This window comes from Kitasatospora sp. NPDC127111 (genome assembly GCF_042677465.1).
Classification (GTDB): domain Bacteria; phylum Actinomycetota; class Actinomycetes; order Streptomycetales; family Streptomycetaceae; genus Kitasatospora.
Genome location: NZ_JBHXTG010000118.1, coordinates 1 through 18,380 on the forward strand (window position 1 = coordinate 1; position 18,380 = coordinate 18,380).

The window sequence follows — 18,380 nt, forward strand, 5'->3', positions numbered from 1 at the left end:
GGGGGGGGGGGTTGGGGGCCCCCCCCCTGGCTCGCCCCCCCCTTAAAACCGGGGGGGCGCCCCCGCCCCCCCCCCCCCCCCACCAGCGGTTGATGACGCCTGGGGTGGGTAGTTCGGGACGGGCACGGGGTGCGGCGAACAGAGGGTGGGGCGTGCGGCCGCTGACTGGTCAGGATCCTCTGTTGTTGGGCGGCTACCGTTTGCTGGCGCGGCTCGGGCAAGGCGGCATGGGCCGGGTCTACCTGGCCGAGGACCGGCAGGGTGCGCTCTCCGCCCTGAAGGTGGTGCATCCCGAGCACGCGCACGACGCCGAGTTCCGGCGCCGGTTCGGCCGGGAGGTCCGGCTCGCCGCGAGGGTGACCGGCCCCGGCGTCGCCGCGGTGACCGGCGCCGACCCGGACGCCGAAACGCCTTGGCTGGCCTCGGAGTTCGTCCCGGGACCCACCCTGGGCGAAGCGATCGCCCGGCACGGCCGTCTGACCGCTGAAGCATGCCGCGCCCTCGCCGCGCAGACGGCCCGGGCACTGGCGGCCGTCCACGCGGCGGGCCTGGTCCACCGCGACCTGAAACCCTCCAACGTGATCCTCGGCGCCGACGGCGCCTGCCTGATCGACTTCGGCATCGCCCTGTCGGCCGACGAGAGCGCCATCACCCACACCGGCCAGCTCCCCGGTACCCCCGGCTACATCGCCCCCGAAGTCCTCCTCGGCGCTGCCGCCGGGTCTGCCGCCGACGTGTTCGCCCTCGGTGCGCTGCTCGCCTTCGCGGCCCAAGGACGTCACCCCTTTGGCATCGGGCCCGCCACGGCTGTCCTGGCCCGGCCCCTGGCCACCGAACCCGACCTCTCCGGCGTCGGCGACCCGACGCTCGCCGCCCTGCTGCGCCGTGCTCTGGCCCGGGAGCCCGCCGCGCGGCCCTTGCCGGCCGAGTTCACCGCTCTGGCCCGGGCGGGTGCGGCGGACGGCGGGTCGTGGATTCCGCTGACGCTGCGCGACGACATCGGCAGGCGCGCCCACGAGGCCACGACGGTGACAGCACCCCGAAGGGCCGGCCGGCCCACCGAACCGGCCCCGCCCCCTCCCCGGCCCTGGGCCCAAGTGGCGCCCACCGAAGAAGCCACCGGACCGGTCCCGACCGGCGGCCGGTCCACGCCACCGCCCCGGCTCGGGCGCCGCACCGTGGTGAAGGCCTCGCTGGCCGTCGCCGCCGCCGCGGCGGGCGGCACGGTGGCGGTACGGGCATTACGCGAGACACCCGAGGAGAAGGCCGCCCGGCAGCAGCGGGAGGCCGAAGCAGCCGTCCTGGCAGCGCGCACCGTGTGGAAAGTCCAGGACGCCGGCGGCTACAGCCCCGCAGCCGACCAGAACAACGTGTACGTGCCCGGCCTGGACGGCCGGCTGCGCGCCCTCCGCCTGTCCGACGGCCACGAACTCTGGCGCACCGGCAGGGACTACGAGGCACCGTCGAGCCCCGTCGTCCTGGCTGGCGGCGTCGCGGCCGTCTTTGGCATGCACAACACGATTCGTGCGGTCAGTGCCGACACCGGGCAGGAGCTGTGGACGCAGACAGCCGCCGGCGACTCACTTTTCGGCGCGGGCGATCGCCTCTTCTTCCAGACCTACCAGGACGTGCGCTGCGTCTCCCCGGCGGACGGCAAGACCCTTTGGAGTGTCCGGCCCCCGGGGGACATCGACTCGCGGGACCGGGTGTACCACGGGGACGGCGCGCTCGCTTTCCTCACCAGCGCGAACGTGCTCACCGGCCGACTGCTCGTCGATGACGCCGAGCCCTGGCGGCGCCCCGTGCCGTATTCCGCCACCGTCCTGGTGGCCGCCGGATCCGTGACAGCCATCGGGCAGAAAGGGCTGTCCGTCTTCGACGCCCGGACAGGCAGCACGCAGTGGACGGTCGACCCGGTGGGACCTCCCTTCGGCCAGCCGGCGGTGGGAGGGTCCGTCCTCTATCTGAGCGACACGGAAAGGCTCCTCGCCTTGGACACCGCGCAGCACAAGCGACTGTGGAGCGTTGACCAGGCGGCCTTCACGATCAAGTGCGTCACGGCCGACACCGTCTACGGCTGGGGACGCGGGGGAGACCTCGTGGCGGTCGCCGCCGCCGACGGGGCCCAACGCTGGCGGATCTCCGCCGAAACCCTCGGCCGGGACTACGGTGGATACGACTCGTCCCTGACCGTCGTCGGCGACCTGCTCTACATCAACGCTGGCATACGGATCGGCTGTTTCGACGCCGCGTCCGGGCAGCAACGCTGGACCGTGAGGTTCCACAGCATGCGCGACCCCCTGCCGGCGGGCGAGGTCCTCATCGGCAGCGTACCGACAAAGGACAGCGCGTCTGGCGACCTGTACGCGCTCAAGCGCTGAGGGGACTTCGGTCTGGCCCTGCCGGTGCCGTGCGAGACGATCGACGTCGTTTCCCAACCTCGTCCGAACACACCGGATGGGATTGAGGCGGGGACGTGCGCGGCGGGAATCTGGCCGTTTTGGGCGTCTACGCCCAGAACACGGGCGGGGACGTCCTGGCTCTTGAGCTACCCGGGGTTGGCCGGACCGTCGACGCCGCCGGTGGATCGGGCGATCTCGCGTTGCACGGCCTGGTCGCCTCGCACGGCAACACCAAGGACCGGCACAAGACGTGGCGGCTGGAAGGCGCCGCCGGGCTGGACGCGGCGCCTCCGTGCTCGGGATGGTCCGCTCGGAGCTGGGCGGCACCGCTCCGGGGCGCCCGGGCGCTCCGGAGCCCAGCGCGCGATGGCCAGTTCGGCTGCACGACAACGACGGGGACGGCTGGCGCGAGTACGACGACGCCGTACCGGTCATCGCGACCACGGCTGGAGCTGCTGACCGAGCACGGTCCACTCGGGCCGGTGTGGTGGCGTCGCGCTGGTGCTGGCGATGGCGTTGGGTTGTGGTGGGGGTGGGCCGGTGTGTGGGCAGCGGCCCGGCTCGGGGGTGGGTTGGGTGGTTCCTGTTCGGGGGTGGGTTCGGTGGTGCCTCAGATCACGGTTGTGTTGGTGCCGGCGATGTTTTCGGGTCGTAGCAGGGCGGTGAGCCGTTCGGCGGGCAGTAGTCCGCGTTCGAGGACGAGTTCGGCGACGCCTCGGCCGCTGGTGAGGGCTTCTTTGGCGATGTCGGTGGCGGCGGTGTAGCCGATGTGGGGGTTGAGGGCGGTGACGAGGCCGATGGAGTTTTCGACGGTTTCGCGCAGCGTCTCGGTGTTGGCGGTGATGCCGGTCACGCAGCGCTCGGTGAGGGTGAGGCAGGCGGCGCGCAGGTGGGTGATGGACTGTGACAGTGAGTGCAGGATGATCGGTTCGAAGGCGTTGAGTTGGAGTTGTCCGGCTTCGGCGGCCATGGTGATGGTGATGTCGTGGCCGATGACTTGGAAGGCGACCTGGTTGACGACTTCGGGGATCACCGGGTTGACCTTGCCCGGCATGATGCTGGAGCCGGCTTGGACGGGTGGCAGGTTGATCTCGCCGAGGCCGGCGCGTGGTCCGGAGGACAGCAGCCGCAGGTCGTTGCAGGTTTTGGAGAGTTTGACGGCGACGCGCTTGAGGACGCCGGACATCTGGACGAACGCGCCGCAGTCCTGGGTGGCTTCGATGAGGTTGGCGGCGGTGACCAGGGGCAGTGTGGTGATGTCGGCGAGGTGGCGGCGGGCGGTTTCGGCGTAGCCGGTGGGGGCGTTGAGGCTGGTGCCGATGGCGGTGGCGCCGAGGTTGATCTCGTGGATCAGTTCGGCGGCTTCCGCGAGCCGGCTGCGGTCCTCGTCGAGCATGACGGCGAAGGCGGAGAATTCCTGGCCGAGTGTCATCGGCACGGCGTCCTGCAGTTGGGTGCGGCCCATTTTGAGGATGCCGTGGAATTCGGCGGCCTTGCGGGCGAAGGCGTCTTGGAGGGCGGTCATGGCGTCGAGGAGGCCGTGGACGGCGGACACGGTGGCGATGCGGACGGCGGTGGGGTAGACGTCGTTGGTGGACTGGCTGAGGTTGACGTCTTCGTTGGGGTGCAGGTGCTGGTAGTCGCCTTTGGTGTGTCCGAGTAGTTCCAGGGCGCGGTTGGCGATGACCTCGTTGGCGTTCATGTTGGTCGAGGTGCCGGCTCCGCCCTGGATGACGTCGACGACGAACTGGTCGTGGAGGTGGCCGGCGCGGATCTCGCGGCAGGCGGTGGTGATCGCGGCGGCCTTGGTGGGTGGCAGCAGGCCGAGTTCTTCGTTGGCGAGGGCGGCGGCTTCCTTGACGGCGGCGAGGGCGTCGATGAGGTGCGGGTGGGCGGAGATGGGGGTGCCGGTGATGGGGAAGTTCTCGGTGGCGCGCAGTGTGTGGATGCCCCAGTAGGCGTGGGCGGGGACGTCGCGGTCTCCGAGGAGGTCGTGTTCGCGGCGGGTGGCGGCGGTCATGGGTGGGCGGGTCCTCTTGTCGGGGTGGTGGTTGGGGGTCACGGGTGGGTGGGCGGGGCCGGGGGGTTCAGCGCGGCCGCGGGGCGCAGGGCGCCGACGGGCCGGCCGCCGCCGTAGGCCGGTTCGCCCGTGAGGCCGGTCAGGAGCTGTGGGTCGACTCCGGCCAGGGCCAGGGCGGCTGCCGTGACCGGGCCGCGTGCGCGGTCGTTTCCGTCGGCGATCTTCAGGGCGAGGGCGCGGCCGTCGGGCAACGCGGCGGTCTGGACGCCCTCGAAGCCGTCCTTGGCGAGCAGCCCGGGGACCGCGCGCATCAGCCGGGCCACGTCCCGCCCCGTGCCGGAGGCCATCTCGGGGTGGCTGCGCAGTGCGTCGGCCACGCGGTGTTCGGGTGTTCCGGGTGCGCCGGTGGCGATGCGGGCGGCGGCGCGGGCGAGACCGTGGAGGGAGACGGCGAACAGGGGGGTGCCGCAGCCGTCCACGGTGACGTGGGCGATGCGTTGGCCGGTGAGGTCTTCGACGGTTTGCGCGATCACTTGTTGGAGCGGGTGCTGGGGGGCGTCGTAGTCGTGGAGCGGCCATCCGTTGAGTTTGCAGAGGGTGAGCATCGCGGCGTGTTTGCCGGAGCAGTTCTGGGCGAGCTTTGAGGGTTGGCGGTCCTGGCGGATCCAGGTGTCGCGCACGGCCGGGTCGTAGGGCAGGTCGGGGACGTTGCGCAGGTCGTCCTCGGTGAGGTCGGCGAGTGCCAGGATCCGCCGGGTGGCGGCGAGGTGGCGTTCCTCGCCGGAGTGGCTGCCGGTGGCGAGGGCGAGCAGTTCGCCGTCGAGTGGCAGGCCGGCGCGGACCATGGCGACGGCCTGGACGGGCTTGAGGGCGGATCGCGGGTAGCAGGCGGCGTGCGGGTCGCCGAGGTGGAAGCGGAGGGTGCCGTCGCCGTCGAGGACGACGAGGGAACCGTAGTGGGTGCTCTCGACCACGCCGCCGCGGGTGACGTGGGCGACGGGGGCGTGGCGGGGCTCGCGGATCGCGGGCGCGTCCGCGAGGGGGCTGGTGAGCATGACTGCCTCGATCGTGATGGCTTGGACTGCTGGCCTGGTGCCCGCGCGCGGCGGGGCCAAGCCCGGGAGGGCGGGCCGGGGAGGCCGGGTCCTGGAGGGCGGGTCTTGGGGAGTAGGTCCGTGGTTCCTTGGGTGGCCGGGTTCGGTCGTCGCTTCCGGCGGTGGCGTTGGCGCGCGGTGGCTCCGCGGGGTTCTTGGGTTGCCGGGTTCGGTCGTCGCTTCCGGTGGCCGTGGATCCTTGGGCGACCGGGTTCGGTCGTCGGTTCCGGCGCTTCCGGCGGTGGCGGTGGTGCGCGCGGTGGGTCCGCGGGGGCCTTGGGTTGCCGGGTCCAGTCGGTTCCGGCGCTTCCGGCGGTGGCGTTGGCGCGCGCGGTGCGTCCGCGGGGTTCTTGGGTTGCCGGGTTCAGTCGTCGTTTTCGGCGGCGTTGGCGCGCGCGATGCGTGAGCGGATCGCGTACCAGCCGGTGACGAGTGCGGCGGCGATGAGGGGTACGCACAGCACGGTGGTGCGTCCGGCGCCGCCGTCGGCGTACATGAGGACCAGGACGGCGGCGAGGAAGGCCAGCGTGACGAGTTCGGTCCAGGGCGAGCCGGGCAGGCGGTAGGAGGGGCGGGTGAGTTCGCCGGTCGTGGTCTTGCGCCAGAACAGCAGGTGGCAGACCATGATCATGCCCCAGGTGGCGATGATGCCGATGGCCGCGAGGTTGAGCACGATCTCGAACGCGTCGGCGGGGACGACGAAGTTGAGGCCGACACCGAGGACGCACATGCCGCTGGTGAGCAGGATGCCGCCGTAGGGCACCTGGGTGCTGCTCATCCGGGCGGTGAAGCGCGGGGCGGATCCGTTGACGGCCATGGAGCGCAGGATGCGGCCGGTGGAGTAGAGGCCGGAGTTGAGCGAGGACATCGCCGCGGTGAGGACGACGAGGTTCATCACGCTGCCCGCGGCGGGGACGCCGATGTGGGAGAGCACCGTCACGAAGGGGCTCTGGCCGGAGGTGTAGGTGTTCCACGGCATCAGCATCGAGAGCAGGACGACCGAGCCGACGTAGAACAGGCCCACGCGCCACATGATCGAGTTGATCGCCTTCGGCATGATCTTCTCGGGGTTCTCGGTCTCCCCGGCCGTCACGCCGACCAGTTCGACGGAGGCGTAGGCGAAGACGACGCCCTGGATGATCAGGAGCATCGGGAGCAGGCCGTTGGGGAAGATCCCGCCGTTGTCGGTGATCAGGGACGGGCCGGGGACGACGCCGTCGACCGGGTGGCGGGTGACGAGCAGGAAGATCCCGATGCCCATGAAGACCACCAGGGCGCTGACCTTGACGATGGCGAACCAGAACTCCAGTTCGCCGAAGATCCGTACCGAGATGAGGTTGACGGTGAGGACCACGGCGAGGGCTATGAGCGCGATCACCCATTGCGGGACGTCGGCGAACAGGTGCCAGTAGTGGGTGTAGGTGGCCACCGCGGTGATGTCGGCGATGCCGGTGGTCGCCCAGTTGAGGAAGTACATCCAGCCGGCGGTGTACGCGCCCTTCTCGCCCAGGAACTCCCGGGCGTACGAGACGAAGGCGCCGGAGGAGGGGCGGTACAGGACGAGCTCGCCGAGCGCGCGCACGACGAGGAACGCGAAGACGCCGCAGACCGCGTACGCGATGAACAGGGAGGGCCCGGCGTCGGCGAGCCGTCCGCCCGCGCCGAGGAACAGCCCGGTGCCGATGGCCCCGCCGATGGCGATCATGTTGACGTGCCGGGCTTTGAGGGACTTGCTGTAGCCGGTGTCGCCGGCGTCGACGTGACGGGTCGTGGGGCGCTTCTCGTCTTTGAGGAACTGCTCGCTCACGCCTCGGCCCTGCCTTCTCTTGAGGTGTCCGCGCGCTGTGGGCGCACGATGTCGGTGAGGGTGGCCTCCACGCGGTGGAGGTGGTGGGACATCGCCTCGACGGCGTCGGGCTCGGAGCCGTCGATCAGGGCTTCGACGATCGCCCGGTGTTCGCAGTTGGACTGCTCGCGCCGACCGCCGAGTTCGTTGAGGAAGGTCGACTGACGCGCCAGCGCGTCACGGATCTCCTCGATCACCCGGCGGAACACCGGGTTGCCGGAGGCCTCGGCCACCGCCAGGTGGAACACGGTGTCCAGGGCGACCCACGCGGTGGTGTCGGTCTCGCGCTCCATCCGCTCCAGCAGGTGGCCCAGGTGGTCCAGGTCCTCCGGGGTGCGGCGCAGCGCCGCGTAGCCGGCCACCGGGATCTCGACGTGGCGGCGCACTTCCAGCAGATCGCTGGCCGCGTAGTCGCCGAAGGTGGGGTCCTCGACCGTGTTCGCCACGACGAAGGTGCCCTTGCCGGTCCTGGAGACCGTCAGGCCCATGGTCTGCAGGGCACGCAGGGCCTCCCGCAGCACGGGCCGGCTGACCTCCAGGGTCCGGCACAGCTCCGCTTCCGAGGGGAGCTTGGCCCCCACGGCGTACTGACCGCGCTCGATGGCGCTGCGCAGGTGGCCGAAGACCGCTTCCATCGCGCTGACGCGACGCGGGGGGACCGGACCACCTGTCTGGCTGTCTGACAGGTTCACGGGCTGATCCTCGGGCCTGCGGTGACACCCTGTCAAGACACCGCGGTCGTTCCCGAGAGCCGCGCCGCACTACGCCGCACCCGCGGCTTCCGCTCCCCGCCCCTGGGCGCGGGGTCCGGGGTCGGCTCGCCGGCGCCCCTGGGCGCGGGGCCCGGGGTCGAGCGGGCCGCGGCGACCAGGGCGTGGACGACCGCCGAGTCGAAGGCCATCTCGGGGTGCCACTGCACGCCGACGGCGAAGCGGTGCCGGATGCTCTCGATCGCCTCCACGGTGCCGTCCGCCGTGCGGGCGCTCACGATCAGCCCGGTTCCCAGGGACTCCACCGCCTGATGGTGGTGCGTGGCGACCTGGCGGGTCCCCGGAAGGAGCGCGCCGATCCGCGTGCCCGCCACGGTGGTGACGGCATGGGGGGAGAAGTGGCCGCCGTGCAGGTTGTGCCCGTGGTGACCCACGACGTCGGGCAGGTGCTGGACGAGGGTGCCGCCCGCGTGCACGTTCATCAGCTGCATTCCGCGGCACACGCCCAGCACCGGCATGTCACGCGCGAGGGCCTCGTCGAGCACGGCCCATTCCCACCGGTCGCGTTCGCGCACCGGCGGCCCCGTGCACGGATGCGGCCGCGCCCCGTACAACGCGGGATCCACGTCCTCACCGCTGGTCAGGACGATCGCGTCCAGCCGGGCGACGACGTCCGGCGCGGCCTCGGGCGCGTCCGGCGGCAGCAGGACCACACGGCCGCCCGCCGCCCGCAGACAGCTGACGTACGCCGCGGGCAGCAGCGCGGCGGGCAGTTCCCACTCACCCCACTGGGCGTCGGCGAGGTAAGTGGTCAGTCCGATGAGTGGCTTGGGCATACCACGTCCTTTCAGCAACGGGCGCCGATCGTCGACAGCCGTCCCCGCGCGGCCCGCCCCACAGACGCGGGTACGGGCGCCTGGCCCAGGAGGACACGGCCCAGCGGGCACACGAACGAGCCCGGGAGGGCGGGGGTTCGGCCGCGGACCCGGGAGCGGAGGCTTGCACATCCGGGCCGCGAACAAGAATCCTGCTGCCGTTCATGCTTAAGCACAAGAAAAGACATCTTCGCGACAGATAAGTGAGCCTTAACTCCGTGCAGAGACTCGACCCCCGGCTGCTCGCCACCCTCGAAGCCGTGATCCGCCACGGCTCCTTCAACGCCGCCGCACGCGAGCTCGGCTACAGCGCGCCCGCCGTCTCCCAGCAGATCGCCGAACTCGAACGCCGCGCCGGCCTCATCCTGATCGAACGCCGCCCCGTGCGCGCCACCCCGGCCGGCCTGGTCCTCCTCGACGCCGAACAACGCGTCCGCGGCGCCCTCGCGGCGGCGTCCGTGGAACTCGACGCCATGCGCGCGGGCACGGCCGGACGCATCAGACTCGGCGCCTTCGCCTCATCCGCCGCCGGCATCGTCCCGCAGGCGCTGGCACAACTCCACACCACCTACCCGGACATCCAGGTCAGCCTCTCCCAAGTCGAACCGGACGCCGGCTACAGCCGGCTCAAACGGGGAGACATGGACCTGGCCCTCAGCTACGACTACGACTTCATCCCGATGCCACCGCCCCGCACACTGCGCCGGACGCTGGTCGCACACGACCCGGTCGTGGCGGTCGTCCCGGCCGACCACCACCTCGCTCACCGGGACGTGATCGACCTGGCCGACCTCGCCTCCGAGACGTGGATCGCCGCCCCGGAAGCCGCGTTGCGCCTCGAACTGCTCGCCCAGATGGCCAAGACACCGGGATTCCAGGCCCGCCTCGAATACGACGGCGACGACTTCAACACCGTCCTCGGCTTCGTGGCCGCCGGCCTGTGCGTCGCCGTCATGCCACGACTGGCCCTTCCCCCGGGCAGCGCCCAGGTCGTGGCGCGTCCCCTCGCCGACCCCCAGCTGACGCGCTTCATCTACACCGTGCGCATCGACACCCGGCACGCCCCGCGCGCCCTGCTCGCCCTCGAACAGATGCTCGCCGCGCAGGCACTGGCCGCCCTCTCCTGAACGGGGGCCAACACCGCGACGGGAGGCGCGACCGAAACCCGCCCACCCGCCGGCAGACAGCACTTCGGCCCGCGCACACCCGCGGCCGCACGCCCGGGTGGGCGGTGAGCCGCTCACGCCCGCGACGGCACGCCGCCCGGGTGGGCGGTGAGCCGTTCACCCCGCGGCCGCACGCCGCCCGGGTCGGCGGTGGGCCTTTCACGCCTTGCGACCACACGCCCGGGTGGGCGGTGAGCCGTTCACCCCGCGACCGCACGCCGCCCCGGGGGGGGGTGGGCCGCTGACGCCCGCGGCCGCACGCCGCCCGGGTCGGCGGTCAGCCCGTTTACGCCTGCGACCACACGCCTTGGGGGTGGGCCTGTTCACGCCTGCGACCACACGCCTTGGGGGTGGGCCTGTTCACGCCTGCGGCCGCGCGCTCCGGTCGGCGGTCAGCCGCTCACGCCACTCGGCCACGGCGACGGGCGACATCGCCGCGAGACGGGCGATCACCTCGTCGTCGCGCCCGTCGGTCCAGCTGAGGACCCGGGTCAGGACGGTGTTGCGCACCAGGCGGACCTCCTTGAGCAACTCCTCCAGACGCTGCAGTTCCTCCCCGGTGGCGGCCAGCGTGTCGTCGACCGCCGTCCTCTCCTGCGCCCGCTGCTGCCGCAGGTAGGCCGGCAGGCCGGTGAGGACCACACCGTCGTCGGCCGCGGCGCCGCGGAACGTCTCGGCAAGGTGGTCCAGCACGCAGTCCGGGGCGTCGGCGAGACTCGCCCCCAACACCTTCGCCCCCTCCCAACTGCTGCGCCCGGCCTCGCTGGTCCGCAGCCAGAGCCCGGCGTCGACCGGCGTGCGGTCGCCGCACGCCGCCGCGCGGTAGGCGTACAGGGCCGCGCGGTGACCGTAGAAGGTGTAACCCTCCTCGATCCGAACGCCCGCCGCGGCGCACATCCGTCCCGGCACGCCGCCGTATCCGGAATCGGGTTCGTAGGCGGCGCAGTCGTCCAGCTCGGCGTCGGTGGCCGTGGCCCAGGCCGGGTCGCACAGCTCCGGATTGCGGTCGAGGAAGTCCGCGACCTCGACGCGCCACGCGGGAACCGGGCTCACGCGGGGTTCGGCCCAGGCCACCGCCCCCGTCGCGTCGAGCGTGAACCGGCAGGCCTGTTCGAGATCGGTCCAGGCCGTAGCGGCCTCGGCGGACCATTCCGCACTCCCGTCCGGGCCCACCCGGTGCAGCGAGCCGACCACCCGCTGGACCAGGGGCAGCACCCGCCGGACGAGCGCGTAGAGCTCCTCGACGCCGAAGAAGCGCCAGACGTCGGCGCCCCGGTCGTCAACCGCCCGGTGGTCGAGCGGGAGCGCGAACACCGCGGGGGACGGCAGCGCGCCATCGCCGACCGTGGCCCGGCGGTGTCCCGGGAGCGAGCGGGCGACCTCCTCGCCCCGCGTCCGCCAGTCGGTGTCCCCGAACCAGACGGCCCCGGTGGCGAGATCGACGGCGAGCCACTGCTCGTAGCGGTTGCCCGGCCCGAACCGGTCCCGGCGGTGCTCGGCCCGCCGGTCATGCCACACGTATTCCGCCGGAGGCGGACTGAGTTGGACGGCGACGAAAGCATCCTGCGGGGTATACCCGACGACCACGTGTGCCGTTGGATTGCTGTGCTCGGTCCCGGACATGCGGCTCCCTCCGTGCCGGACCGTGGCGGTCCCACCACTGTGCGGCACCGAGCCTGCCCTGCGAGAGCCGTACGATCAAATCCGATCAGCCGCGGACTTCCCATCCCGCGAGGTCCCCGCAACGAGCGGAGCCCACCCCGGGCGACCCCAGAGCGCCGGCACTCCTGCCCGCTGCGCCGGGGCGGGAAGCGGACCTTGACGCCGCACCACCGGGCAGCGCATGATCGAGCCACTGCCTGTCAGACAGCAAGACAGGTAGCCTGGTTCCACGACACGGCAGAACCCCCGAAACGGCAGGCAGTCAGCCCACTCCTGACGCCGCCTCACGGACGATGCGCGGGTCAGTGCGCGGCCGGTGCGCGGGTCGATGCGCGGCCGGGCCGCTGCGCGCCGCGCACCGCCTGGGGAGCGTCGCCCCGGAGCGGCTCGGCGGGACCCGGGCCCGTGCCGGCACCGGGTGAAGCGAGGACCACAGGCAGCGGATCAAAAGCAGGGCCACTTCGTGATCTCCGAAACATTCGCGACTTCCTCGGTCGGGGGAGTCAGGAAGACCACGGTGCGGCTCGCGCACGTGAACGTGAACGTGAACGTGGACGTCGGCGTGAAGGTGGACGTGGACGTTGGCGTGAACGTGGGTGGGGACGGGGCGCGGCTGCGTCGGTGCGGGTGGATCGCCTTTCCCGGCCCGACGGCGGCCGTGTGCCGGAGGGCATCGCGGCCCCGCCGCCGACGGCTCCGTCCCCCCGCGCGGCCCGCGCCCCGGGCACCGAGCGGGTGCCAGGGTGGGGCGGCCGGGCCGTGGTGGGCCGGGTCCTCCATACGGGCGGTGCCGGTCGGGACGGCGGTTCGGCATCTCGGCGAAGGCCGGCTTCCTGCCGGCGGCGCGGCGCGGCGCAGGCGCGGTCTCGCGGGCGCCGTCGCCCAGCCCCGAGGGCACCGTCGCCCTGCCCCGGGCGTCAGAGGGGTTCGTCAGCCGAACCGGTGGTAGACGACGTCAGCGAGATCCGCGCGGTCGAAGGCGGAGGCGTTGGTGAGGTGACTGTCGAACGGGCCTACCTTCGACACCGAGGAACCACGGCGGAAGACGACCTGGAGGCCGTGCTCGGGCTCCCAGGCGCACTCGCATTCCACGGAGACGTACACCTGCTGGTCGCCGTGGGCGTCCTCCCGCTGAACCGACACCTCACCCGCGGGCCGGACATGCGACCAGACGTCGTCCGGGCCGGCGACGGACACGAAGTCCTCGTCGCCGCCCACCTCGGTCCTCGCATCCAGGTAGTACTGGAAGACCGGCGCCGACGCGGACGTCAGCGCCGACTCGTCAAGCCGCAGGAACGCGCGGATGGCCGTCTCGAAGTCGGCCTTCGCGTCGTCATCGCCGTAGCCGGCGACGACGAACCGGCACGGGGCGTCACCGAAGACGGGAACGGGAAGCGGCGCGCTCACGTAGTCGCCGGAGTCCGCATCGATGGTCACGGGGCCGAGGCCGGAGATCTCCATGCGCGCACTCTAGGGCCTTCGTCGAGAGCCCTGGACGGCATGGGCACGCTACGACCCCCGGGGGCCGCATCCGCGGGAGTGGCCGGTGGCCGATGGCCGGTTCCGCGGGAGCGTTGACACACCCGCTCACCTGCCGGCCTCCGGGGTCATGCGCCGGCGCCGCCCTCGACCTGGAAGTTCCCGTAGCAGCCGTGCGGCCGGCCGTGTCATTCTCCGACCGAAAGCCCGCTCTTCCCCTCGGATCTTCCCCTCGGAGGTCGATGTGGCGCTCCTTCCCGACATCAGCGCGTTCTACGGGGCCGGCGATGAGGCCGGGCGCCTCACCTCCGGGCGCACCATCGGGACGGTGGAGCTGGTGCGGACGCGGGAACTCCTGCGCGCCCACCTTCCGTCCTCGCCCGCCTGCGTTCTGGACGTCGGCGGCGGGCCCGGAGTGCATGCCCGCTGGCTGACCGACAGCGGCTATCGGGTTCTCGTCGTCGACCCGGTGGAGAAGCACGTGCGGCAGGCCCGCCGCCAGGGCCTGGCCGCCCGCGTGGGCGACGCGCGCCAGCTCGACCAGGCAGACGCTTCGTTCGACGCCGTGCTGATGCTCGGTCCCCTCTACCATCTGCCGGACGGCACCGGGCGTGCCCGTGCCTGGCGGGAGGCCCGCCGTGTCGTCAAGCCCGGTGGCCTGGTCGCCGCGGCCGCCCTCAACCGGTATGCCAAGCTCCTGGACCTGGACTCGCCCCACGCGCTGGACATCGCGACGACCGGGCTGCGCGTGCGCCGGGACGGCCCCACCACGTACTACCACGATCCCTCGGAGCTCTGCGCCGAGGCCCGTCAGGCAGGCCTCGGCGACCTGACGCTCTACGGGCTGCACGGGCCGGCCTTCGAGGCCCTGAGAGCCGAAGAGCGCCGGACCGGGACAAAGGACCTGGGCGCGAAGGCGCTCGAAGCCGCCCTGGCCGCCGCACGGTTCGCCGACGGTCACCCCGAGCTCGTGGTGTTCAGCGTGCATCTGCTGGCCGTCGCGCGCCGGCCACGCACCCCCGTGGAGGCAAGCCGCCCGATCCCCGGCAACGCCCCGGCCATCCCCTAGCCGTCGCCGCCTTCGCGTCGTTCGCGTCGTTCGCGTTGCGTTCTTCAGCGCCCGTGGGGCACGAAGCCGGGTTCTGCCGCTGGTCTTGTGACGTTGCACCTGTTCGATCGTTTCGGACGGGTCTGCGGTTCGAGGGGGTGTGCGGGATCGGCAGTGCTCGGCACCGCCGCCGCACGTTGCGCCGCAAGCCGTGGGTGGCGGGCGATCCGCTCACCCGGGTGCCGATGACGGCGAGGCTCCGTGGGAGCTGGAGCGGGTCCTTCGGGGTGCCGGGACGGCTGGTGGCCGTCGCCCGGCCGGGCAGCGGCCACCGTGACGTGGGGGTCAGCCGCGGGCGACCACGGCTGCCCAGTGCGTCTTGGCGACCTTGTGGCAGGTGGCTCTGTTCACGAGTTGCGACAGCACTTGTCAACGAGTTTGGGAGGCGCTTGAGCCGCGACGGCCGTCGGACGGTTCGCGGGAATCGACAGCACCCCGCGGGCCTCGGCTGTCCCGGATGGTTCAGCGCGGCAGGCCGATGGCGCGGGAGATGACGGTGTCGAAGGCGCGGTCGGGCAGGAGGCGGCGCAGGGCGATGAGGGGGCGGGCGCCGAAGCCGGTGGCGTAGCGGGTCTTGGGGCGGCGGGCGGTGACGGCTTTGGCGATGGCGTCGGCGATGACGGAGGGCGGGGAGTTGCGGTTGGCGTTGGCTTCGGAGCGCAGGGAGGAGGCGACGGTGGCGGCCTGGGTGGCGTAGGCGCCGTCGGTGGAGGACTTCTCCAGCTTGGCGGCGGCGATGGCACCCCATTCGGTGGCGATGCCGCCCGGCTCGATGACGACGACGTCGATGCCGAAGGGCTTGGCTTCCAGGCGCAGGCAGTCGCTGAGGGCTTCGAGGGCGAACTTGGTGCCGTGGTACCAGCCGCCGAGCGGGGTGTGGATCTTGCCGCCGATGGAGGTGACGTTGACGACGGTGCCGGAGCGCTGGGTGCGCATGTGGGGCAGGACGAGCTGGGTCAGGCGGATCGCGCCGAAGACGTTGACCTCGAACTGGTACCGGGCCTCGTCCAGGGGCACGTCCTCCAGGGCACCGTAGGAGCCGTAGCCGGCGTTGTTGGCCAGCACGTCGATCCGGCCGGTCTCCGCGATGATCTTGTCGATGCCGGTCTGCATGGAGGCGTCGTGGGTGACGTCCATGGCCAGCGGGCGGATGCCGCGGCCGGCGAGCGTGGCCAGGCGGTCCGTGCGGCGGGCGGCCCCGTAGACGGTGTAGCCGAGCTCGTTGAGCTTGAGGGCGGTGGCCTCGCCGATGCCGGAGGAGGCACCGGTGACGAGGGCGGTCTTGGCGGGCATGGCGGTAGTCCTCACAGGTAAGATGAACTGTGGTTCACCATCTATCCTGAACCTTGGTTCATGTTGATGCAAGTGAAAGGGCAGGCGAGTTCCGTGACCCAGGCCAGGGCGCCGCGCGCCGACGCGGTCCGCAACCGACGGAAGATCCTCACCGCCGCCGGTGAGCAGATCACCCAGCACGGCCCCGAGGTCGGCATGGACGAGATAGCAGCCGCTGCGGGCGTGGCCGTGGGCACCCTGTACCGGCACTTCCCCACCAAGACGGACCTGGTCGCCGCCGTCGTCGCCGAGTGCGTCGCCCGCGTCGCCGACGACGCCGAAGCCGTCCTCGCCCGCGTCGCCGCCGGAGCACGGGCCGCGGACGAGCTGACCGCTTTCCTCGGCCGCGTCATCGAGCAGTCCGTCACCGACCGCGCCGTGAAGGCGGCCGCCCGGACGCTGGGCGCGGAGCCGGGCGACCACGCCGACGAGGACCGCGGCAGCAACGCCGTCGCCGCACTCATCCGGGCAGGCCAGTCCGACGGCGACATCCACCCCGACGTCACCGTCAGTGACATCTACCTGCTGTTCTCCACCGCTCCCACCGACCAACCGCCCGCGGCCCGGGCCCGTTGGCTCGCCCTGGTCACCCCCGGGCTGACCACCGGAGCCCGGCCGGCAGGGAACCGACGCTGAGCAGACCCCGGTACGGCATCAAGTCGTCCTGTCGCTTCTCATGAATATCGAACACGACCGGTTCGCAGTGCCGTTCAAAGTCGCGTACATCCGCTGTCGCAACTCATGAACAAAGCCAGGCAGGTGTCGCGCTCGGGCTCGGTGCGTGGGACGGGCCAGGACGGGGCGTCGCAGACCTCGTTCAAGTCCTGGAGGACCTGGTCGACGTGGCCCACCTCTCGCCGTTCGTGCGGCATCACGTCAACGTGCTCGGCCGGTACTCCTTCCAGCTTCCCGACCTGCCCGGCGGCCTGCGCCCGCTGCGCGGTCCGGACGCCACCGACGAGGAATCACCCGGTCCCGCGCCGCCGGACGGGAGGACCCTCCGTTCTCACGGCGTCGGACCGGTCTGGGGTGCCGCGGCGCGGGTGTAGCGGGCGGCGAGGTCGGCGAAGGCGGTGGCCAGCTGGGGCGGGCCGACGACGTCGATGTCGGTGTCGAAGCGGCCGATGGCCGCGGCGAGTCCGGTCCACGACCAGGAGCCGAGGACGAGCCGGCAGCGGTGCGAGTGCAGTTCCTCGACGATTGCGTCCGGGGCGAAGGGCGCGACCTCGGCGGCCGGGAGGTGGAGGATGACTTCGCCTCGGCAGGGCCAGGCGGTGATGGTGCCGTCGTTGCCGCGGAACCGGCTGGTGACGAAGGTCGCCACGTTGCCGCCGGGGAGTTCGCGGGGCGTGAAGCGGGGGCCGGTGGGCGTGCGGGGGCGGATGCGGTCGACGCGGAAGGTCCGCCAGTCCTGGCGGTCGAGGTCCCAGGCCACGAGGTACCAGTGATGACGCCAGGTGACCAGGTGGTGGGGTTGCACCCGGCGGGGACCGTCGCTTGGGGTGCCGGCGCCCGGGGTGTAGTCGAAGCGAAGTTCCTCGCGGGCGTGGATGACGCGGCTCAGGTCCAGCAGAACCCGGGTGTCGACCTGGGAAGCGTCGCGGACCACAGGGGGCACGGCGGTGACGCGCAGCAGGTCGATGCGCTGGCGCAGGCGCGGTGGCATGAGCTGGCGGAGGGTGGCCAGGGCGCGGGTGGCGTCTTCGGCGACCGCGGTGCCGGCGGCCGCGGTCTGCAGCGCGACGGCCACGGCGACGGCCTGGCCGTCGTCGAACAGCATGGGCGGCAGGTGGGCGCCGGCCTCCAGGCGGTAGCCGCCGGCCGGTCCCTTGACGGCCGTGATCGGGTAGCCGAGTTCGCGCAGCCGCTCGATGTCACGGCGCACGGTGCGCGAGGTGACGTCGAGACGCTGGGCGAGATCCTCGCCGGACCAGTCACGGTGCGTTTGGAGCAGCGAGAGCAGCGAGAGCAGCCGCGAGGACGTCTTGTGCATGAGATCCATGGTCGCCGAAGTACAGGACACTCCCTGTCCGCTACCTGCGCCACAGTGGCGTTCGCGCCGGTCGGGAGTACATCGCTCCTGGTCACGGCAGCCGTCACCGACGGGCTTGGACCGTCGGCGTCGGCGTATTCGTCACATCGAGGCAAGGAGCAGGGACATGTCCATCACGACCACCACCCATCTGAACTTCCGGGGCACCGCGCGCGAGGCGCTGGACTTCTACCAGTCCGTCTTCGGCGGGCGCACGGTCGCCGTCACCTACCAGGACGCGGGCGCCGTGCGGAACGAGAGCGAGGCGGACTGGGTGATGTGGGGCGAGGTGGCCGGCGACGACGGCTTCCACGTCATGGCCTACGACGTGCCCTCGCAGCTGCCCTGGAACCAGGGCCAGGACCCGTTCTTCGTCTCCGTCCGCGGCGACGACGCCGAGGAGATCGGCGCCCTGTGGGGCAGGCTCGCCGAGGGCTCGACCGTGGCGCGTCCGCTGGAGCCCGCGCCGTGGGCGCCGCTGTACGGCATGCTCACCGACCGCTTCGGCGTCACCTGGGTCCTGGACGTCACCGCCCCGTACCACGGTTGAGCCGGCCCCCGGTACCACGGCTGAGCCGCCCCCCGGGTGCCACGGCTGAGCCGGCCCCCTGACACGCCCGCGCCGTCCGGGCCGCCCCCCGGGCCGGCCGGGCG

General features: G+C 72.1%; 14 protein-coding genes. 5 read left to right on the top strand and 9 right to left on the bottom strand.

Annotation, left to right across the window (positions count from 1 at the left end; all coding sequences use genetic code 11):
• Positions 1-152: 152 nt before the first annotated feature.
• Positions 153-2,381 (top strand): PQQ-binding-like beta-propeller repeat protein, encoded by a 2,229-nt coding sequence (locus tag ACFVHB_RS38175; RefSeq protein ID WP_380332054.1) that lies wholly within the window; start codon positions 153-155, stop codon positions 2,379-2,381.
• Between the two features lie 631 nt (positions 2,382-3,012).
• Here ACFVHB_RS38175 and aspA read toward each other — a convergent pair.
• The 5 genes from aspA to ACFVHB_RS38200 form a co-directional block, all read right to left on the bottom strand.
• Entirely contained in the window at positions 3,013-4,422 is a 1,410-nt protein-coding gene (aspA, locus tag ACFVHB_RS38180) for an aspartate ammonia-lyase (RefSeq protein ID WP_380332057.1), read from the bottom strand.
• Positions 4,423-4,460: 38 nt separating this feature from the next.
• The gene (locus ACFVHB_RS38185) at positions 4,461-5,477 is read right to left on the bottom strand and encodes an asparaginase (protein ID WP_380332060.1); all 1,017 of its coding nucleotides are present in this window, start codon (positions 5,475-5,477) and stop codon (positions 4,461-4,463) included.
• A gap of 403 nt (positions 5,478-5,880) precedes the next feature.
• Positions 5,881-7,323, bottom strand: coding sequence for an amino acid permease (locus tag ACFVHB_RS38190; RefSeq protein WP_380332062.1), 1,443 nt, complete (start codon positions 7,321-7,323; stop codon positions 5,881-5,883).
• Positions 7,320-7,997: a FadR/GntR family transcriptional regulator gene (locus ACFVHB_RS38195; RefSeq protein ID WP_380332064.1), complete on the bottom strand. Its 678-nt coding sequence runs from the start codon at positions 7,995-7,997 to the stop codon at positions 7,320-7,322. The genes ACFVHB_RS38190 and ACFVHB_RS38195 overlap by 4 nt, the downstream gene beginning before the upstream one ends.
• Before the next feature lie 89 nt (positions 7,998-8,086).
• Complete coding sequence (locus tag ACFVHB_RS38200) at positions 8,087-8,908, bottom strand: gamma-glutamyl-gamma-aminobutyrate hydrolase family protein (RefSeq protein WP_380332067.1); 822 nt, start codon at positions 8,906-8,908, stop codon at positions 8,087-8,089.
• Positions 8,909-9,165: 257 nt separating this feature from the next.
• Here ACFVHB_RS38200 and ACFVHB_RS38205 point away from each other — a divergent pair, with 257 nt between their 5' ends.
• Complete coding sequence (locus ACFVHB_RS38205; RefSeq protein ID WP_380332070.1) at positions 9,166-10,074, top strand: LysR substrate-binding domain-containing protein; 909 nt, start codon at positions 9,166-9,168, stop codon at positions 10,072-10,074.
• 399 nt (positions 10,075-10,473) lie between these two features.
• Here the strand turns inward: ACFVHB_RS38205 and ACFVHB_RS38210 are convergent, their stop codons facing one another.
• Together ACFVHB_RS38210 and ACFVHB_RS38215 are read right to left on the bottom strand one after the other, a co-directional pair.
• Positions 10,474-11,631 carry a hypothetical protein gene (locus ACFVHB_RS38210; RefSeq protein WP_380332072.1) on the bottom strand — a complete coding sequence of 386 codons (1,158 nt, stop codon included), beginning with the start codon at positions 11,629-11,631 and terminating at the stop codon, positions 10,474-10,476.
• A 1,074-nt stretch (positions 11,632-12,705) separates the two neighbouring features.
• Positions 12,706-13,236 (bottom strand): DUF6985 domain-containing protein, encoded by a 531-nt coding sequence (locus ACFVHB_RS38215; protein ID WP_380332075.1) that lies wholly within the window; start codon positions 13,234-13,236, stop codon positions 12,706-12,708.
• Positions 13,237-13,498: 262 nt separating this feature from the next.
• Between ACFVHB_RS38215 and ACFVHB_RS38220 the strand changes: the two genes are divergently transcribed.
• Positions 13,499-14,323, top strand: a complete 825-nt coding sequence (locus tag ACFVHB_RS38220) for a class I SAM-dependent methyltransferase (RefSeq protein WP_380332078.1) — start codon at positions 13,499-13,501, stop codon at positions 14,321-14,323.
• Between the two features lie 501 nt (positions 14,324-14,824).
• On the opposite strand, the gene ACFVHB_RS38225 is transcribed toward ACFVHB_RS38220, so the two are convergent.
• Positions 14,825-15,655 carry an oxidoreductase gene (locus ACFVHB_RS38225; RefSeq protein WP_380332081.1) on the bottom strand — a complete coding sequence of 277 codons (831 nt, stop codon included), beginning with the start codon at positions 15,653-15,655 and terminating at the stop codon, positions 14,825-14,827.
• A 93-nt stretch (positions 15,656-15,748) separates the two neighbouring features.
• On the opposite strand from ACFVHB_RS38225, the gene ACFVHB_RS38230 reads away from it, so the two are divergent.
• Positions 15,749-16,330 carry a TetR/AcrR family transcriptional regulator gene (locus ACFVHB_RS38230; RefSeq protein WP_380332084.1) on the top strand — a complete coding sequence of 194 codons (582 nt, stop codon included), beginning with the start codon at positions 15,749-15,751 and terminating at the stop codon, positions 16,328-16,330.
• Between the two features lie 370 nt (positions 16,331-16,700).
• Here ACFVHB_RS38230 and ACFVHB_RS38235 read toward each other — a convergent pair whose 3' ends face one another.
• A complete protein-coding gene (locus ACFVHB_RS38235; protein ID WP_380332087.1) occupies positions 16,701-17,687 on the bottom strand; it encodes a helix-turn-helix transcriptional regulator in 987 nt (328 codons plus the stop codon).
• 166 nt (positions 17,688-17,853) lie between these two features.
• Here ACFVHB_RS38235 and ACFVHB_RS38240 point away from each other — a divergent pair, with 166 nt between their 5' ends.
• Positions 17,854-18,276 carry a VOC family protein gene (locus tag ACFVHB_RS38240; RefSeq protein WP_380332090.1) on the top strand — a complete coding sequence of 141 codons (423 nt, stop codon included), beginning with the start codon at positions 17,854-17,856 and terminating at the stop codon, positions 18,274-18,276.
• Positions 18,277-18,380 lie beyond the last annotated feature (104 nt).

Coding starts and splice junctions, on each gene's coding strand:
- aspA (WP_380332057.1), bottom strand. CDS start 4,422: ATGACCGCCGCCACCCGCCGCGAACACGACCTCCTCGGAGACCGCGAC.
- ACFVHB_RS38185 (WP_380332060.1), bottom strand. CDS start 5,477: ATGCTCACCAGCCCCCTCGCGGACGCGCCCGCGATCCGCGAGCCCCGC.
- ACFVHB_RS38195 (WP_380332064.1), bottom strand. CDS start 7,997: ATGGAAGCGGTCTTCGGCCACCTGCGCAGCGCCATCGAGCGCGGTCAG.
- ACFVHB_RS38200 (WP_380332067.1), bottom strand. CDS start 8,908: ATGCCCAAGCCACTCATCGGACTGACCACTTACCTCGCCGACGCCCAG.
- ACFVHB_RS38215 (WP_380332075.1), bottom strand. CDS start 13,236: ATGGAGATCTCCGGCCTCGGCCCCGTGACCATCGATGCGGACTCCGGC.
- ACFVHB_RS38225 (WP_380332081.1), bottom strand. CDS start 15,655: ATGCCCGCCAAGACCGCCCTCGTCACCGGTGCCTCCTCCGGCATCGGC.
- ACFVHB_RS38235 (WP_380332087.1), bottom strand. CDS start 17,687: ATGCACAAGACGTCCTCGCGGCTGCTCTCGCTGCTCTCGCTGCTCCAA.
- ACFVHB_RS38240 (WP_380332090.1), top strand. CDS start 17,854: ATGTCCATCACGACCACCACCCATCTGAACTTCCGGGGCACCGCGCGC.